The organism is Tractidigestivibacter scatoligenes (assembly GCF_001494635.1).
Taxonomy (GTDB): Bacteria; Actinomycetota; Coriobacteriia; order Coriobacteriales; family Atopobiaceae; genus Tractidigestivibacter; species Tractidigestivibacter scatoligenes.
In genome coordinates, this window is sequence record NZ_LOJF01000001.1 from 770,730 (window position 1) to 788,576 (window position 17,847).

Annotated in this window: 11 protein-coding genes; 9 read left to right on the forward strand and 2 right to left on the reverse strand. The window is 57.0% G+C overall.

What is annotated here, in order from left to right:
• Positions 1 to 421 precede the first annotated feature (421 nt).
• The 7 genes from AUL39_RS03430 to AUL39_RS03460 all read left to right on the forward strand — a co-directional run bounded on the left by AUL39_RS03430 (position 422) and on the right by AUL39_RS03460 (position 9,978).
• Positions 422 to 3,082: an indoleacetate decarboxylase gene (locus tag AUL39_RS03430; RefSeq protein WP_235810738.1), complete on the forward strand. Its 2,661-nt coding sequence runs from the start codon at positions 422 to 424 to the stop codon at positions 3,080 to 3,082.
• Between the two features lie 140 nt (positions 3,083 to 3,222).
• Complete coding sequence (locus tag AUL39_RS03435) at positions 3,223 to 4,557, forward strand: MFS transporter (RefSeq protein ID WP_059053621.1); 1,335 nt, start codon at positions 3,223 to 3,225, stop codon at positions 4,555 to 4,557.
• Between the two features lie 86 nt (positions 4,558 to 4,643).
• Positions 4,644 to 5,591: an indoleacetate decarboxylase activase gene (locus AUL39_RS03440; protein ID WP_059053623.1), complete on the forward strand. Its 948-nt coding sequence runs from the start codon at positions 4,644 to 4,646 to the stop codon at positions 5,589 to 5,591.
• A 20-nt stretch (positions 5,592 to 5,611) separates the two neighbouring features.
• Positions 5,612 to 6,325, forward strand: coding sequence for a tetratricopeptide repeat protein (locus tag AUL39_RS03445; RefSeq protein WP_059053625.1), 714 nt, complete (start codon positions 5,612 to 5,614; stop codon positions 6,323 to 6,325).
• Positions 6,326 to 6,568: 243 nt separating this feature from the next.
• Positions 6,569 to 7,759, forward strand: a complete 1,191-nt coding sequence (locus tag AUL39_RS03450; RefSeq protein WP_059053628.1) for a PucR family transcriptional regulator — start codon at positions 6,569 to 6,571, stop codon at positions 7,757 to 7,759.
• Positions 7,760 to 7,881: 122 nt separating this feature from the next.
• Positions 7,882 to 8,508 (forward strand): hypothetical protein, encoded by a 627-nt coding sequence (locus tag AUL39_RS03455; RefSeq protein ID WP_059053630.1) that lies wholly within the window; start codon positions 7,882 to 7,884, stop codon positions 8,506 to 8,508.
• A gap of 21 nt (positions 8,509 to 8,529) precedes the next feature.
• Complete coding sequence (locus AUL39_RS03460) at positions 8,530 to 9,978, forward strand: MFS transporter (RefSeq protein ID WP_082667205.1); 1,449 nt, start codon at positions 8,530 to 8,532, stop codon at positions 9,976 to 9,978.
• 306 nt (positions 9,979 to 10,284) lie between these two features.
• Here the strand turns inward: AUL39_RS03460 and AUL39_RS03465 are convergent, their stop codons facing one another.
• Positions 10,285 to 11,082, reverse strand: coding sequence for an ADP-ribosylglycohydrolase family protein (locus AUL39_RS03465; RefSeq protein WP_059053635.1), 798 nt, complete (start codon positions 11,080 to 11,082; stop codon positions 10,285 to 10,287).
• A gap of 164 nt (positions 11,083 to 11,246) precedes the next feature.
• Between AUL39_RS03465 and AUL39_RS03470 the strand changes: the two genes are divergently transcribed.
• Together AUL39_RS03470 and AUL39_RS03475 are read left to right on the forward strand one after the other, a co-directional pair.
• Positions 11,247 to 13,358: a DUF262 domain-containing protein gene (locus tag AUL39_RS03470; protein WP_235810739.1), complete on the forward strand. Its 2,112-nt coding sequence runs from the start codon at positions 11,247 to 11,249 to the stop codon at positions 13,356 to 13,358.
• Between the two features lie 268 nt (positions 13,359 to 13,626).
• Positions 13,627 to 17,061: a DEAD/DEAH box helicase gene (locus AUL39_RS03475; RefSeq protein WP_059053640.1), complete on the forward strand. Its 3,435-nt coding sequence runs from the start codon at positions 13,627 to 13,629 to the stop codon at positions 17,059 to 17,061.
• Here the strand turns inward: AUL39_RS03475 and AUL39_RS03480 are convergent.
• The gene (locus tag AUL39_RS03480; RefSeq protein WP_235810740.1) at positions 17,036 to 17,770 is read right to left on the reverse strand and encodes an ADP-ribosylglycohydrolase family protein; all 735 of its coding nucleotides are present in this window, start codon (positions 17,768 to 17,770) and stop codon (positions 17,036 to 17,038) included. The genes AUL39_RS03475 and AUL39_RS03480 overlap by 26 nt on opposite strands.
• Between the last annotated feature and the right edge of the window lie 77 nt (positions 17,771 to 17,847).

Here is a 17,847-nt window from a genome sequence, read left to right on the forward strand (position 1 = left end):
TATTGCAGATGCTGCAGCGCTACCGGCAGCGCATCGATCAGGGCATATCATCAAAGAATGACTTTGAATTGGCCTCTAATACTAATCAAATTACGCCTGATAAATCCCATAATTTGAGGTTAATTTGCTTAGCTTAGATCTCATTTACTCGTCAAGCACAGCTCCATATCTTATAGATCGCATCTGAATGCCGCCTCACATCCGATGCGCCCTGAGATGTTCAAAGGTGTACGTCATACATTAATAGATAAATAATTGATTTTAAATAGCTGAAAGTCCTATAAGAGTTAACTTATAGAACTTAAGTACTGCATCCTTTTTGGAATTGCTATCAAAATATGGATGAAAATACGATTTAAATCACTGACAACTTCTCCTATACCAGTAAGTGTCGAAGCCGAGGCACATTGCCTTGGAAAGAATGGCAAGCGTTGAAGGAGGAGTCATGCAGGAGTCTTTGGTTCTAGAGATGCTTCAGACCGGCAAGACCGCAACGTGGCCTGCCAACAGTGGCACTCAGGACGGCGAGGGATTCGTTGACAAGGAGGTGAAGGGGGTTCCGTCGACCGATCGCACCAAGCGCATGAAGGAGCGCTTCATGAACGCAAAGTGCAAGATGGACATGGAGGCTCCTATCGCCTACACCAAGGCTTGGCGCATGTACGAGGGCAAGCCCCTCTACGTTCGCAGGGGTCTTTCGTACAAGTACATGCTTGAGCACCTCACGCCGGTTATTCGCCCGGACGAGCTCATCACCATGTCCAAGACTCGCTATGACCGAGGGGCTACCCAAGTTCCTCAGTTCGCCACTGACTTCATGATTTCGTTCCTCACTCAGGCTGAGGACCAAAAGGATGAGGCAAAGCTCTTCTCCGTTGAGGGCAAGGACGAGGCCCACACGGTTGACGAGGAGGGCTGGACTCCCGTTGGTCAGCTTTTCTCCATTCGCGAGGAGGAGGTCAAGCCGATGCTCGAGGTTCTCGAGTATTGGAAGACCCGCTGCGTGGAGAACGTCTCTGACGAGTGGATGAAGACGTCTTTCCCCATGTACCAGGATTACATTAACGCCAAGAAGGTCGGCCTGTTCCCTGGATCAGGACTGCATGCTGGCTGTGACGGCCGCTGGATTCCGGCATACGACGTTGTTCTCGGCGGTCTCAACAAGGTCATCGACGAGTGCAAGAAGAACATTGCCAAGACTGTCGTTACGACAAAGGACGTTGCTGACAAGGTGTTCTTCTGGCAGGGCTGCATTTATGCATGCGAGGGCGCGATTGCTTGGGCAAACAACTATGCCAAGGAAGCCCGTCGTCTTGCCGAAATCACCCCGGAGCCAAGGAAGACCGAGCTGCTCCAGATGGCTGAGCGTCTCGAGCGCGTCCCGGCTGAGCCTCCCCGCAACTTTATGGAGGCCGTTCAGGCACTGTGGACTGCCCAGATTCTGATCATCTCCGACTCCCTTGCCCTCGGAGTCTCTCCTGGCCGTTGGGGTAAGCTCCTCGAGCCCTACTACGAGAAGGACCTCGCTGACGGAGTCATTACCAAGGAGCAGGCACTCGAGGTCATGGAGATGCTCCGCATCAAGTTCTCGACCGAGGAGTACATCACCCCTTCGCTGTGGGCGGCAATGGCATCCTCCAACTCGTTCATGAACCTTGCAGTTGGTGGCCTTGATCCCAAGACCGGTCAGTGCACAGACAACGAGCTGGAAGACCTTATCCTTCAGGCGGGCATCAACATGCCCACCCCGCAGCCGACGCTGTCGATGCTGCTGTCCAACAAGACCAGCGATCACCTTGCCCTCAAGGCCGCAGAGTGCACCAAGGCAGGAAACGGCTATCCTGCATGGTTCAACTACGACATGATGGTCGAGCACAACCTCTGGTGCTACGCTGACGAGGGAATCACCATGGAGGATGCCCGCAACTGCGCCCTCTCTGGTTGCGTCGAGAACGGCCTTGCCGGCACTGGTCACCCAATCGCACACCCGGCGTTCTACAACGAGGGGAAGACAATCGAGCTTGCCCTGCACGAGGGCGTCGATCCTCGCACCGGCATCAAGGTTATGGACGGCATCAAGCCAGTCGAGTCTTACGAGGATGTCTGGAACAACTTCGTAAAGATCCGCGAGCACTTCATGCGCGTCTACATGCGCTACTGGAACGAGGTCGTCGCCTGCCAGCGCGACATTCACCCCAAGATTATGGGCTCCATCTTCATGCATGACTGCGTCGAGAACGGCCGACCTGTCGACAACCTTGGCTGCCGCTATAACGGCTCCGTGACGCTCCTGGATTCCGGTACCGTCAACGTGGTCAACGGCCTTGCTGCCATGAAGAAGCTCATCTGGGAGGATCACAAGTACACCTACGCCGAGTTCAAAGAGGCCATGGATAACAACTTCGGCTTTGTGCTCGGTGCTGAGAAGGGCAACTTCTCGATGCTTAACCAGGAGATTGATCCTGAGAAGCACATGAAGTATGCGCAGATTCACCGCGACATCCTGAACTGCCCCAAGTTCGGCAACGACGACGACTTCGTCGACGATATCTTCGTCAAGGTGTGGCAGGACTACGACAGGGTCACGGGTTCCGAGACTACCTACAATGGCTATCGCTGGATTACCGCAGCGCTGTCCATCTCCGCGCATGGCCCTCATGGCCGCGTGACCGGGGCAACTCCTGACGGACGTCTCGCTGGCGTCACCCTCTGCGACGGCATCCTCTCCGCTTCGCCCGGCACTGACGTTAACGGCCCGATCGCTCTCATCCGTTCTGGCGTTAAGCTCGATCCCACCACGTTTGCTTCGGTGCAGCTTAACATGAAGTTCCACCCCTCTGCCATTAGGGGCGAGGAGGGTTCGAAGAACTTCGTCGACTTCATCCGCAGCTACTTCAACATGGGCGGCTATCACGTCCAGTTCAACATCGTGGACTCCAAGATGCTCCGCGATGCCCAGGATAAGCCTCAGAACTATCGCGACCTCATGGTTCGAGTCGCAGGCTTCTCCGCTTACTGGAACGAGCTTGGCAAGCCCATTCAGGACGAGGTCATTGCTCGTACGGAATACGACGCTCTCTAAGAGTCTCTTGGGCGTGGCGCCCGGTATGGTTTGACGGCTAACCGGGCGCCACCTTTATGCATGCTCTCATCAATCAACGGGAGAAACGTCGCCGTGATCGAATGAGCGCGTCTCCCATCCTACATCTAGGGGAAATCGAGATGGAAGCAAACACCAATCCCGTCTCCGAGAGCAAAGTGAAGTTCTCGGGTTGGAGTGTTACCGTTGCCGCCGTCGTCATTGTTTTGTGTCACATGATGGTGCGCGGTTCTTTTGCAACTCTCATCCATGGCATGTGCGAGAGCACTGGCTGGTCTACGGGGGTTGTGTCTCTTGGCTCTTCGCTCTTCATGGTCTTCTACGGCATATTTGCCTTCGTCACGGGAACGTATATCGGCAAACTTGGCCCGCGCAAGACCTATCTGCTTCATGGCTGCATTATGGCAGTTGGCCTGTTCCTTTGCAGCTTTGCTACCGAGCCTTGGCAGTACTGGTTGTTCTACGGTGTGATTGCCGGTATTGGCTCTGGCGCATTTTGGGCGCCCGTCACCTCGATGGTGCGCCAGTGGTTCATTGACAAGCTTGGCATCGCGATGGGACTCACCACCGCTGCGGCAGGCGCTGCAATGTGCTTGGGCCCCATTGTGTCGATGAATCTCATTGCCGGCCAGTCCTGGCAAATGATGATGAGGGTCTTTGCAATCATCCTGATTGTCGGAATTGGGATAGCTTCGCAGTTCACCATCATGAAGCCCGAAGACGTTGGCCAGAAGCCGCTGGGTTACGACGAGTTCATGGCTCGCCAGGCTAATTCTTCAGGCACCAAGAAGGCTGATGAGTTCTACGTTCCCTTTAAGTGGGCGGTCAGGCATAAGGCGTTTTGGATCCTCTCCATTCTCTGGTTCTGCTCCAATTTCGCCGAGTTCATCGTCTTTTCCCATGCCATCAAGTACACCACGATGGACCTTGGCTACAACAAAATGACGGCGACTTACATCTACTGCCTGATTGGCCTGGTGTTCATCTTCAGCGCCATTGGTATCGGCGGCTTCACTGACAAGCTGACCAAGAGGCTTGGCGATCCACTCAAGGCGCGCAAGCGCGTTCTGACCGTATCCTATATTGGATGCGCGGCGATGGCGCTTTGGCTGAACTACGGCGTGCGTCTCACTGCCAATGGCGGAAGCTCTGTTTGGGCGTTTGTCGTGTACGCTCTGATTTTCGGCTTCTTCTACGGCATGTACATCCCCTCCGTTGCTGGTGTGGTCGGAGTTGTTATGGGCCGCAAGGAGATGCCGCAGAGCTGGGGTCTCATTTCCCTCATCGGCATGGCTGGCGGAGCTGGACTTGGGCCTTATATTGCAGGTGCACTGCGCGACGCAACGGGCAGCTACTTTGTAGCAATCTGGCTGGCAACGATCTTCTACCTGCTTGCGTGCTTCTTTGTGAACATCGTTAAGCAGCCTACGCGCGAGGAGGTTTGGGGGAAGCAGTAGATCCATATTCTGCCCCCGCGCACCTGGGCAGGGGGTCCGCCCAGGTGCGTTGCTTTACGGATGCCCATTCTGGAAGGAAAACGACGATGAAGAACGAAGACGGCAAACTCAAAGCGATGATATTTGATATCCAGAGCTTCTCGACGCATGATGGCCCTGGTATCCGGACAAACGTCTTCTTCAAAGGTTGCACCCTACGGTGCCCGTGGTGCGCAAATCCCGAATCCCAGAAGGGCAACCCTCAGCTCCTATATACCAAGATGAAGTGCATCGGATGCATGTGTTGCGCCAGGGCGTGCCCGTATGGGGCTGTTAGCGCGATAACGGACCCCGATGAGATTAAGAGAGTTGGTTACGTTCACCACGATAGGTCCAAATGTGATAAGTGCACAACACACGAGTGCCTCAGCGCCTGCTTCCAGGAAGCCCTGTCAATCGCAGGGGAACTGATGACCGTCGATGACGTAATGAAGAAGATTGACCGAGATGCCGTCGTCTACAGGAACAAGGGAGGCGTGACGGTATCTGGGGGCGATCCGCTCCTGCATCCCGATTTCCTAGAGGAGCTGCTTTGTCGTTGCCACGAGAAGGCCTATAACGTTGCTCTCGAGTCGGAGCTTTGTGTACCAACGAAAAATCTGGAAAGAGTGATGCCCTACATCGATTATTACTACACCGACTGCAAAATAATCGATCCAGTGGAGCACAAGCGGATCACAGGGGTCAGCAACGACATCATTCTCAAGAACCTGCGGTTGATTGGCGAGCGTTGTCCTGAACGCATGGTGCTCAGGACCCCGATAATTCCTGGATTCACTGATTCCGATGAGAATATTGATGGAATAGCGAGCTTTGCTGCGGAATGCCATTTTCCCACGATGAACATCCTTCCATATCACAAGCTTGGTGTTACCAAGCATGAGAGGCTGGGGTCAACCTATCAGCTTCCCAACGTTCAGCCTCCGAGCGATGCCCAGATGCACCACTTGGCCGACATCATTGAAGCTCACGGTGTGAAATGCATCATCAACTAGCCATGAAGTGGAGGACGACAGTGGATATCAATGAGTTCTACCGCCAAGTTGACGCAATTTACAACAACGAAGACTGGGACGCAGCCGAAGAATTGTTCAACGCAATGATGAACGAGACGTCAAACGATCCAGAGCTGCATGCCACCATTGAAAACGAGCTCGGCGTTTGCTGCATGAAGCGAGGGATGCAACTCGAGGCAGTTGAGCATCTATTAAGCGCCGAGACATACTTTGCATCAACCCATGGAGCCAAGAGTGGCGAGGCGCTGAGCATCAAGACCAACTTGGCTCGTGCGTACAGTGCCATGGGAGATCATGAGAAAGCAAGAGATCTCCTGGGAGAGCTGTGTGAACTGCAATCTAACACTGATGATGACGCCCCCATTCTCTATGACGCCTGTGTGGGCATTGGTCATGAGTCGCGCTTGATAGGCGACTACGATTCTGCGATTGAATATCTGAATCGTGCGATGAGTATCGCTCGGCAGTATGAGCAAGCCGAACCGCTCATCGCCTGTCTTTTCGACCTTGGCGTCATTCAGTTTGAACGTGGACACAGAGGCGAGGCCGTGAATGCCCTTTCTGAGGCAATGGAAGTCTGTAGGCAGGCCAATCTTAGCGAAAGCGAACTGGGCCAGACGGTGGCAGCGTTTTATTCAGAGATGAGCAAGTCTGCTTGCTGCGGCTGCTCGGGTGAACTTGCCCAATCTCCCATTACGGTTGAGGACGAGTAGGCCCGCTCTCAAAGGGCTGCTTCAGATAACGCGCTGAATCCGGCACTGTATCTCAACGTGAGAGCAGGCCGGATTCAGCGCGTTATTGCTGCATACGCTATTCCCTTTGTGGCGTTCACCGTCAGCACAAAGAGCAGCATGCGTATAATCTAGGACCATGCTTTTAGGTAATCATGTGATGGCCCATGCTACCTCACCGCTATCTGCAGCATGTTGACGTTTCCTGCGTGAAAGATGCGATTTATGCCTAATCTCGAGATGGTACTGAACGAGTTGAATCTAGCTGGAGCGGATGTCTTGGCTCTAAGAGCGGCGCTTGATCGCAACTATTCATCCTGCGCGCTCAATACGGCATGCCCGCCTTTCGAGCATCGTCCTCAAGACGACGAAATGGTATTGCTGTTTGCAACCGAAGGGAACTTTTACGGGGGCTCGATTCAAGATTACCTGAATGCAAAAGGGCCTCGCTGTATCTGCGTCTTCCAATCAGCCAGAGATGCCTGGCACATTAAGGACAACCATCCCGGGCTGCTCTCAACGGCAGAGCAGAACGGCATTGCTCTATTGAAGATGCCCGAAAAGGTCAGTGCGAGTTGCTTTTTCGAACAGTTCAGCTTGCTTTCCGTGCTTCAGCGTTCATCCACCGAGCTCTTGGCTGAACCGTTCAAGAGAACCTGTCATGGCGATAGGATGGCTTGCGAACAACTCTCTAAATCCCTTGACCGCAACGATATTGAGCGCTTCGAGTGCATCTTGTTCAACTTTTCCGAAAGCAATGCCAATCCGGAGACGGACCCCCTGAACTCAAAGATGTATTCCGCCTTGAAAAGTGAGATTCGAGAGGGACGCCTATTTCCCCATGCCCCGTTTGTGTTTACAGAAGAGCACGACTTGGTGGCCATTGTCCCGTTTGCGTCGAACTCGACCAGGAAGCAAATTGAGGATGCCATTACCGAAGCAGTAATAAAGCTAGAGAAAAAGTTTGATGGGCGACAGCTATATGTTTCGGTGGGGGCATATTCGACGAGCCCCAGTTCCCTCGAGCACAGCTACTCGACGGCGTTGGAAACCCTCCGCACGTCATTGGTGTTTGACAATAAATCAGTGCTGCGCTTTTACTCAGACTGGAGAACTCACATCAATATCGTCAACACCCCGATTGAGTTCCAGTTAATAGCCGCAAAGGAAGTTTTTGGCGACCTTCTCCATGATAAGAAGCTTCTCGCTACCCTGTACTTCTATCTGCACTGTTCGGAGAGCTTAACTCAAACCGCTCTTCGGCTTGACATACATATCAACACCGTGAAAAACAGAATTGCCAAAATCGAAGAGTGCCTCTCATGCGATTTGAAAGACGAAAATGTCAGATTTGCACTTCGTATGGACCTGATATCGCTCGTGTATCTTCGCCATATTGGAAAAATCGAATTGTGAATCGTTAATAATTTGCGGTTTGAAAACTCATCTTTTTCAACATTTCTCTTCCGGCCTCTTTCCAGGATGATGTGAGCGTCTGCAGACAAGGGAAGAGCATGTTGTTCGGCTAAGGAGGAGTTATGGCTGAAGAGCCCAACATGATCGAGATTGAGTCTACTGGCAACCGAACTCTCGATATGTACCTCACCTCACTGCCCGCCTTTCTCAAGGCAATCCTTGACGTTATTCCCCAGCTTGACGAGAAGTCTCAAGACATCCTGTGGGATGCAATCGGGGCGACCTGTTTTCACGTGAACCGTAAAATTCGAGAGAAAGAAAGCGGTCCATATCCCACCGACCTGACCATGGAGGAAGCGGTTGCGTTCTTGAACAAGAACGAGCAGAGCCGCGAGAACCTCAAGCGAGAGTTCTATAAAGAAGTTGATGGAAAGCAAGCCCTTGTTCGCGAGCGAGAGTATCACGCAAGCTGGGACGGGTCGAAATTTGAGGCCGATTCTGGCATTGGCCGCTTGTACGGCAATATCTGCACCTGCCTGCTTAAGAGCTGCGGCTTAGTTGAAATGAACGAGAACCTTTGCCAGAAATGCCAGCAGGCGATGTATGCGGAGGCGATTCGTTTTCTCACCGATGGCAAGCAGCCCGAGTACGTCTATTTCGAGTCGCCTGAGAACGTGTGCAACGGCTGCGACCTTTGCCGCGCGGTCTTCTACTACCCGCCGGAAAAGCAGGAGCACGTGGACTTCTAGGAAGCAGAGGTGAGGAGAGACATGAAAGAAGTAGAAGCAAGCTCATCTTCTTCTAAGAAAGAGAGCAGCCGGGAAGATGCGCCCCTGCTGTCGGAGCTGCCAAACTCGAAGAGACGTCTGCTGCTTGGGGCAATGTATCTCAGCGCCGTGACGTCGATGGTTTTCTCGGGAACCGATTCAGTTCTTTTGCCTAAGGCAGCCGAAGAGTTTGGGGCACTGGACTACTACTCTGTTGCCATGCCGCTCAGCTCGATTGTGACCATTGTCATGATGCCCCTCTCTGGCTTTTTGATGGCAAGGAACCCGACGATTAAGGTCAAGCTGTTCGTCGGTGAGTGGGTAATGACCATTATCGGCGGAGTGATTATGGCCGTTGCTCAGAACTACGCCATGATCGTTGTGGGCATGATGCTCGCTCGCATGTGCTTCCCTGCCGTGTATGTGTGCGGCTTTACGATTATTCGCGAACTGTACGATGCGAAGCAGGCTGGCGTCTACATGGGACTGATGAACACCGTCATGCTCGGCTCGAACATCGTGGTCCCAACCTTCGGCGGAGCTATCGTCGATGGGTTTGGATGGCGTTGGATGTACGTCATCATGGCAGTCGCAGCTGCAGTGCCTGCTGTCGTTGCTGTTCTCTCTAACATTACGTATCCGGAGCGTGCGCGTGATTACGCAACCAATTCCCCGTTTGATGCTATCGGTCTTATCTCGCTAGTTGTCACCATGGGCGGGTTCATTCCATTTGTCGCCCTTGGGCGTAGCTTGGTTCCCTTTGGCACGCCGCTAAGCTGGGCGTTCCTCGTCATTGCAATTGTTGGCTGCATAGCCCTTGCGTTCGCAATCAAGAAGAAGGGTGACGAGAGCATCCTTCCCGTCGGAGTGCTCAAAGACCGTAACGTTCTCTGCTTCTTCCTCGGCAACTTTACCAACAACTTCGCTATCCTCTCCTGCTATCTCTTCCTGCCTGCATATATGATGTATGCGATGAACGGGACTGCTACGGAAGCGGGTTTGGCAACATTGCTTCACTCCATCCCTGGGTTTATTCTTGGTGCGTTCGTGGGCGGCTGGATTGGGAAGCACCAGAGCGTAAAGATGCCCGTTAACTTTGGCGGCATCGTGCGCCTGCTGGTCATCGGCTTCTTTGCGTTTTTCCTGACACCGTCTATGCCCATCTGGGTGCCCATAGTCGTGTTCTCCATTGGTGGTCTCTACACCGCTATGGCCGGATCACTGTATACGGTTGGCCCTCAGATCATCCTGGCGGCAAAGCATCGTGCTACGGGAATCGGCATCATTTCCATGGGCCAGAACTTGGGCTCGGCAACGGCAACTTGTGTCTACGGCCTGCTCATGAGTGCATATGGCATCGAGAATGGCTTGCACCTGGCGTTTACCATTGCATTCGTAGTTGTCATCATTAACTGGCTGGTGATGCTGCCTATCAAGAAAGAGACGGAATAAGACGAACTGCAGGGGAATTATGCCAGAGCAAATCTTGACAAAGGGATTCCTCTGTTTTTGGATTGAGCAGGGCTCCTCTTTGAATGGCTTCGGATTTCTTCCGGGGCCATTCATTTTTATTGGAGACCGAGATGCCACCAGAGTTATGCCGCCTACGTACTGTCGCCAATCCTCGACGAGGCCATCAGGGCGCACGGCCTGGTGGAGACGCTGGGATCGAGCACCTGGTCTATGGCATTTTGAAGGGCGATGTCCTCGCGGCGCGACAGGGAATGGCGTGCGGTGGCGCCGCCCCCATGTGCCCTCCTAGAACAGACACCCCTCGATGACGTCCTTCCCCCGTAGCGCTTCGAGCCACGCGGCGGGAATCGAGCCCATGCCGTACACGATGCCCGCGAGCCCTCCCGCCACCGCGGCGGTGGTGTCCGTGTCGTCCCCCAGGTTCACCGCCGCGAGCACGCACTCGGCGTAGCTCGAGGTGTTGGCAAGGCACCACAGGGCGGCGCGCTCGGTGTCCAGCACAAAGCCGCCGGAGCGGATCTGGCTCGCGGGCACGCCCACGAGGCTGCCCGCGACGTCGCGCGGCCCCTCGCCGGCGATGAGCCTGCGGGCCACGCGCAGCATGCGAACGCACGCCTCGCAGGAGGTGCGGTGCGCGTGCGTGATGGCGGAGACGGCGCGAGCCTCGTCGCCCGTCGCGCCGGCGAACGCGAGCGGGAGGATGCGCATGAGGGACCCGTTGCCGTTGTCGCGCTCGCCCGCGCGACCGCGCCCGGATGAGAGCGCGTCAGCGGTGGTGCCGCCGATGTCGAAAAGGCCGCTCACGGTGTACGCGCCCTCGCGGTACCAGCGGGCGAAGCGCTCCCGCATGTCGCGCACGTCGACGCGGCCCGTGGCGCGGATGCTGTCGCAGGTCGCGAGCGCCATGGAGGTGTCGTCGCTCCACGTGCCGGCGGGCTGATTGTGCGAGCCGTGCCGCACCATGCCCGTGCACTCGAACGTGCCGCGGGCTCGGAACTCGTACGGCACGCCGAGCGCGTCGCCAACCGCCTGGCCGTAGACGCAGTCGCGAAGGGCGGGGGAGGGATGCTGCGAGGCGGGCATGGGGGACTCCTTTCGGGGGACGGAGAGCTGCTACGAATTCAACAGAGCAATTTAGCGTTTGACATTATCGCTAATACAAAGGGAATTGGCCTATCCTCATATCTATCTCTGGGTTGTTGATAGTTTGCTCTGAGTCGTTTTATTGGCTGATGGATAATTTGCCGATGATATCCAACGGAGGCTATATGCGCGGCGAGGACGAGTACCTCACATACATCATCGAGGGCAAGCAGACTCGATTCGTCATACCCGTTTACCAGCGCAACTACGACTGGAAGATTGAGCAGTGCGAGAGGCTCTTCGATGACCTCCAGAGCGTGGCGACCACCGGCATGGGGGAGCACTTCTTTGGGAGCATCGTCTCGAAACGAGAGGGCGACACCCGCGTGGTGATCGACGGGCAGCAGCGCATCACCACGGTGTTCATCCTCCTGGCCGCGCTCGTCGCGCAGCTCCGCTCGCCCGAGAGCGACGTCACCTCAGTGGAGGCCAGCAAAGCGGACTACATCGAGGGACAGTTCCTGGTCGACACCTATCACCCCGACGAGCAGAAGCTCCGCCTCAAGCTCGTGAAGGGGGACATGGGGGCTTTCAGCGCCGTCGTCGCGGGCGGCGTGAACCTGGTTGAGGGGTCGAACGTGACCCGCAACTACAGGTACTTCCTCAAGCGCATTGCCGACATGCCCATCACGGGCGACCAGCTCTTCGACGCGGTCAAGCGCCTGAAGGTAGTCGACGTGAAGCTCGACGAGCACGACGACGCGCAGAGGGTCTTCGAGAGCCTCAACTCGACCGGCCTCGACCTGACCGAGGCGGACAAGATCAGGAACTTCATCCTCATGGACCTCGACGAGAGGGAGCAGGAGAGGTGCTACGAGGAGCACTGGATCCCGATCGAGAGGAACACGCTGGGACAGGTGAGCGACTTCGTCCGCTACTACCTCGCGGCAAAGATGGGGAAGACCCCCGCGGTGGGGCGCGTCTACCAGTCATACGTCGACTACGCGCGCAGGACTTATTCGTCGGCGCAGTCCGGGAGGCTCGACACCCTCGCCATGCTCGGTGACCTGAGGGGCTTCTCCGAGCGCTACGGGAGGTGCGTGAGCCCGGACCGGGACCGGAGCGAGCTCGACGGCGTGCTCTACAGGCTCGGCCTGCTGCAGATGGGCGTCATCATCCCGTTCGTCCTGAACCTCCTGGCATCCATCGACAGCGGCGGGATTAGCGAGGGCCAGGCGGTCGAGTGCCTGGAGGCGGTGGAGTCGTACCTGTTCAGGAGGTGGTCCTGCGGGATTCCGGCGAACTCGCTCAACAAGGTGTTCGAGACGCTGCACGGAGACGCGATGCGCGGTGTGGCGGACGGTGCCACGTACCCCGAGGCCATGAGGTACTCGCTGCTCCACAAGTCGGGGACCGGGAGGTTCCCCTCGGATTCGGAGTTCCGCGCCTCTCTGGCAACGCGCGACTTCTACCGCATAGGCAACAGGAAGCTCTACCTCTACGACCGTCTGGAGAACGGCGACAGCAAGGAGCGGGTCGACGTCGTCGGCGGGCTCAGGGAGGGTAGGTTCTCGGTCGAGCACATCATGCCCCAGACGCTCAACGCCTCTTGGAGGAAGTCGCTGGGGGACAGGTGCGAGGAGGTTCACGATGAGTGGAAGGACCGCATCGCGAACCTGACGCTCACCGCGTACAACTCCGAGTACAGCAACAGGGACTTCGCGACCAAGCGCGACATGGAGAACGGCTTCTCCGACAGCGTCTTCAGGATGAACAGGTGGGTTGGGGAGCAGGAGGCGTGGGGCGAGGGGGAGCTGGAGAGCCGGCAGAGCGTGCTCCAGGACAGGTTCGTCGAGCTCTGGCCGCCCATCTCCAGCTCATACCAGCCAACCCTTGAGGTCCCCGACGAGGCGACGCTCGGCGATGACGCGGAGTTCACGGGCAGGGACATAGTCTCCTACTCGTTCATGGGGGACGACACTCCCGTCAAGACCTGGAAAGAGATGGAGGTCGGCGTCCTGCGCTCGCTTTGCGACCTTGACCTCGGCCGGCTCTATACGATATCCGAGGAGAGCTCGTTTCCCGGGAGCGCCTTCGAGCACGAGGAGAGACAGGGCTTCTCGAAGGTGAGCGACGGGCTTTTCGTCAAATCGAGCAACAGCACGTGGCTCAAGGTCGAACTGTTGAGGAAGGTCTTCGACCTTCTCGGCGTGAGCCAGGATGAGTTGGTCATCAAGATGGTGCAGGTGGACAGGGCGGAAGGCGACGCCGACTGATCCTCGGTTGAAGCCGACCGCCGCTGCCCCACGCAAAAGGGGACCCGACGCATCGGGTCCCCTCAGGTACCGCCCGCAAGCAGGCACCGCAATCCGCTGCTCAGTCTTCCAGAGCTGGGATACAGTTCTCGTTTTCGAGAGCTGCCGTTTTGCAACGGCTTGTCATCGAGATTCCCCCATTTAGCTGGGAGCGTAGTGTTCTTTGAGCCTCGTCTGAGCCCGTCGGAGATGGTACCGTTGAAGCCCTACCGACTGATTGGAAGCGGACGTGGCTCTCACACACCAAGAAGCGCAGCAAATTGTCGCCCGAGCAAAGGGCTGGCTTGATGATCTTCGAACGGTAACTGGTCCCGAGGCCGATTTGGCTACCGTGACAAGTGCCGTCGATGAGTACCGCAACAAGACGGCGAGCGTCTTTATTACAAGCGGTCCGTCAGAGTCTTTGCGCGAGGGGTTGCGTCGCTACGGCAGGGATGGGCTCAACGAGCTCGTTACTGATAGCATCCGGCTTCATCTGACTCCAGATATTTCGCAACCGCTGGTACAGGATATGCTTGTGAAGGTTGACCGCTATCTGCGAGTAAAGGACATTGCTGCTTCCTCCAACTCTATTGCTCCGTTTACGGAGAACCTATCAAACTTGGTCGATGAGACCGCTTCGGGCATGCGAGCTGGCTGGTGGGTATTCCCCACAAGGACGAGGAAGCATCTCTACGAGTCCTGCGAGAAGATTCAGCGACGACTCGAGAGCGATGCAGGAGTACTGCTTGGCCGGCTATCCAGCGACTGCCAAGGCCTGAATCGGTTTGACTGGAAGCGGGCACAACAGGATTTGGCAGCCCGGCCACAGGAGTTTTCCGAGGTTCTGCAGCAGATTGCACCCCGGCTCCTGGAAGACGAGTCGGGCATCGCAGGTCTGAGCGATTCTCAGGCATCACATGCGGAGAGCCTTGTGAGTCAAACGGATGAGCTGCTCGAAAAGGTGAAGGGTACCCGAGCGATTGCGCCAGACATACAGGAGGTTTGCTATGCCGTCGACGCCTATCTCGACTCCTGGACTGACGGGATAACCAAGGGAACGACATCTAAGGCTTACGAGGAACTATCCAAGCTCTATAAGCCCGCTCAGCTGCGAGATTCCACCAGAGAGCTGCTCAAGATTGGGCCAAAGTCCATCAACGCGACTTCGTCTATGAGGCAACTCATTATTGCCGCGGACAAGTATCGGCTCAGAATGAGAGTTGCTGAAGGACTTCCCGCCAAGTCGGTTGCCGATGATACCCTCGCGACTCTACGAGCGCGGGCCGCAAAGGTGAAGCAGGGCCTGCCATGGCTCCTTCTCAGCGATGATGAGAAGGAGGATGCCCTCACGGCAAGCAACGACCTTGCCCGTTTCCTTAACAGCGATGATGCTGCGGCCTTGCGGTCGGCATGTGATGACGCGGCGAAGGCCGAGCGGTTGGATTGGGACGCTGCCGAGCAAGATATGCTCGGGTCTTCTCGGGAGATTGTCTCCGTTCTCAGAGAGGCTGCACCGGAGGCCATAGCCGATGAAAGCAGCGTAGGCGGCCTTACCGAGAGGATGGGGCTGTACGCCGCAAAGGCAGTAGAGGACGTCGACTCGATTCTCGGGGAGGTCAAGAAGGCAAAGGCAGTAGAGCCCGATCCGCAACCCGTCGATGCGGCGGTTGACGCATACAAGCGTGAGAAGGCAAAAGACTCAGTCGCAAATGCTCCGATTGAAGTTATCAACCAAGGGTCGCGCCAGTTCCAGCTCAGGGGCCTGAAGGAGGCTGGCTATACCACGGTTGGCTCCGTGCTTAACGTGTCCGGATACGTGCTCGAGAACATCCCGGGAATGGGTCGCGGCGTTGCCTACGAGGCCAAGCAGATGGCACGGGACTATGCGGAGTACCAGCAAAAGAGCGCCAGGGTTCAGCTCAGCCTTGATGACACGAGCCCCGCTATGGATGGCCTTCTCGCAGCGGTGGCAACGTATCGTGCGATGTCCAGCGCACAGAAGCGTATTGGGGCTGCGGGGCCGATCATCAACAAGATTGCTCAGCTCAGGAACAAGGTAGAGGAGCTAAAGCCCGACCTGGTGTGGGTCGTCATGACTCCGGAGGACAGGCAAGACCACATTGACGCTGGGAAAGAGTTGGCGGACTATCTCGGTGGGCCGGAGACGGAGCCTCTCTGGGATGCGGTGCACTTTGCCCTCGAAGTCGGTTCGGTAGACGTCGAGCAGGCACGCGAGGATTTCTCGCATGACCCCGTCGGCTTTGTCTCCACCCTCGAGGAGCTCGTTCCCGATGCCATGGGCGGGGATAACGGTGCCTATGGCCTTTCTGATGAGCTTGCCGAGAAGGCCTCCGCGGTCGAGTTCTCCAGCGTTGGCATCAAGGTCACGCTCAGGCCGTACCAGGTGTGGGGCGTGAAGTTCGCCCTTGCTCAGAAGCGCGTTCTGCTGGGCGATGAGATGGGATTGGGCAAGACGATTCAGGCTCTCGCCGTTATGGTCGCCTTACACGCGATAGGCTACCGAAAGTTTATGGTCGTTTGCCCGCTGAGCGTCCTTGAAAACTGGTGCCGTGAGATTGCGGCCAAGAGCGACCTTTCGCCCGTAAAGATTTATGGGCGGGACTGGGAGGACCAGTACCGGCTGTGGCAGAGGGGCTACCAGAAGGTGGCGGTCACGACCTACGAGACCCTAGCCCGCCTCAAGACAGATTTAATAGACATTGACTTCCTTGTTGTCGATGAGGCCCACTACGCCAAGAATCCCGAGGCAAAGAGAACCAAAAACCTCATGCGGTTCGTGGACATCTCTGACTACGTCCTGTTCATGACAGGAACGGCTCTCGAGAACAAAGCTCAGGAGATGGTGTGGCTCATCAGCATGTTGCAGCCTGAGGTTGCCGAAGAGGCGGCACCTCTGGTGGGGAGGCCGTTTGGCGATTCCTATCGCAATGCCATTGCGCCGGTCTACTATCGACGCAAGCGTGAGGACGTGTTGGACGAGCTGCCCGAACTTACCGAAAACGAGGAATGGTGCGAACTATCCGCAGACGAGATTCCCGCATATGTGGAAGCGCTCCGGCAGAGCTTCATGTCCGCGCGGAGAGTCTCGTGGAATGTGGGCGACCTCTCTAAATCGGGGAAAGCGCGACGTCTTAAGGAAATTGTGGAACTGGCAAAAGATGACGGTCGTAAGGTGCTGATCTTCTCGTACTTCAGGCAGACGCTTACCGACGTTGCCAAGTTCCTTGGGCCAGATCACTGCATTGGGCCCATCAACGGCAGCATTAGACCGCAGGAACGGCAACGGATGGTGGACCGATTTGAGGACGAGCCTGCTGGGACGGTCCTGGTCGCCCAGATACAGGCTGGGGGAACGGGCCTTAACATTCAGGCGGCTAGCGTGGTCATCCTCTGCGAGCCGCAGTTCAAGCCTTCGATAGAGAACCAGGCTATCTCCCGTGCTTATCGTATGGGGCAGACGAGGAAGGTGTTTGTTCACCGGCTGCTTTGTGCGAACACCATCGACGAGAGAATCATGAAGATACTTGCGGACAAACAGCGGATCTTCGACACCTTTGCCGACCGTTCGGTTGCGGCTGAGCAGATCGACCAGACGATTACCAAGCAGACCATGGAGGAGATCGTGCGCGAGGAGCTCAAGAAGTACGGCGGCGAGCAGTAAGAAGGGAGCGGCGGTCCTCCTCGTTGGCTTCTAGAACAAACACTCCTCGATAACGCCCTTCCCCTGGAGCGCATCGAGCCACGCGGCGGGAATCGAGTCCATGCCGTACACGACGCCCGGCACGCCCACGACCCGCCACCGCGGCGGTGGTGTCCGTGTCGTTCCCCAGGTTCACCGCCGCGAGCACGCACTCGGCGTAGCACGAGGTGTTGGCGAGGCACCACAGGGCGGCGCGCTCGGTGTCCGGCACAAAGCCGCCGGAGCGGATCTGGCTCGCGGGCACACCCACAAAGTCGCCCGCGACGCCGCGCGGCCCCTCGCCGGCGATGAGCCCGCGGGCCACGCGCACCATGCGAACGCACGCCTCGCAGGAGGTGGCGTGCGCGTGCGTGATGGCGGAGACGGCGCGCACCTCGTCGTCCGTCGCGCCGGCGAACGCGAGCGGGAGGATGCGCATGAGGGACCCGTTGCTGTTGTCGCACTCGCCCGCGCGGCCCGTGGCGCGGATGCTGTCGCAGGTCGCGAGCGCCATGGAGGTGTCGTCGCTCCAGGTGCCGGCGGGCTGGCTGTGCGAGCCGTGCCCCACCATGCCCGTGCACTCGAACGTGCCGCGGGCGCGGAACTCGTACGGCACGCCGAGCGCGTCGCCTACGGCCTGGCCGTAGACGCAGTCGCGAAGGGCGGGGGAGGGATGCTGCGAGGCGGGCATGGGGACTCCTTTCGGGGGCGTCGAACGTCACAGTGGCGATGAGCGTGCGACAATCGCCGCTGGCGGATTGATACCAT

Excerpts from the sequence above, each read along its gene's own strand:
- AUL39_RS03430 (WP_235810738.1), top strand. The coding sequence starts at position 422 with ATGGCAAGCGTTGAAGGAGGAGTCATGCAGGAGTCTTTGGTTCTAGAG.
- AUL39_RS03435 (WP_059053621.1), top strand. The coding sequence starts at position 3,223 with ATGGAAGCAAACACCAATCCCGTCTCCGAGAGCAAAGTGAAGTTCTCG.
- AUL39_RS03440 (WP_059053623.1), top strand. The coding sequence starts at position 4,644 with ATGAAGAACGAAGACGGCAAACTCAAAGCGATGATATTTGATATCCAG.
- AUL39_RS03450 (WP_059053628.1), top strand. The coding sequence starts at position 6,569 with ATGCCTAATCTCGAGATGGTACTGAACGAGTTGAATCTAGCTGGAGCG.
- AUL39_RS03455 (WP_059053630.1), top strand. The coding sequence starts at position 7,882 with ATGGCTGAAGAGCCCAACATGATCGAGATTGAGTCTACTGGCAACCGA.
- AUL39_RS03460 (WP_082667205.1), top strand. The coding sequence starts at position 8,530 with ATGAAAGAAGTAGAAGCAAGCTCATCTTCTTCTAAGAAAGAGAGCAGC.
- AUL39_RS03465 (WP_059053635.1), bottom strand. The coding sequence starts at position 11,082 with ATGCCCGCCTCGCAGCATCCCTCCCCCGCCCTTCGCGACTGCGTCTAC.
- AUL39_RS03470 (WP_235810739.1), top strand. The coding sequence starts at position 11,247 with ATGATATCCAACGGAGGCTATATGCGCGGCGAGGACGAGTACCTCACA.
- AUL39_RS03480 (WP_235810740.1), bottom strand. The coding sequence starts at position 17,770 with ATGCCCGCCTCGCAGCATCCCTCCCCCGCCCTTCGCGACTGCGTCTAC.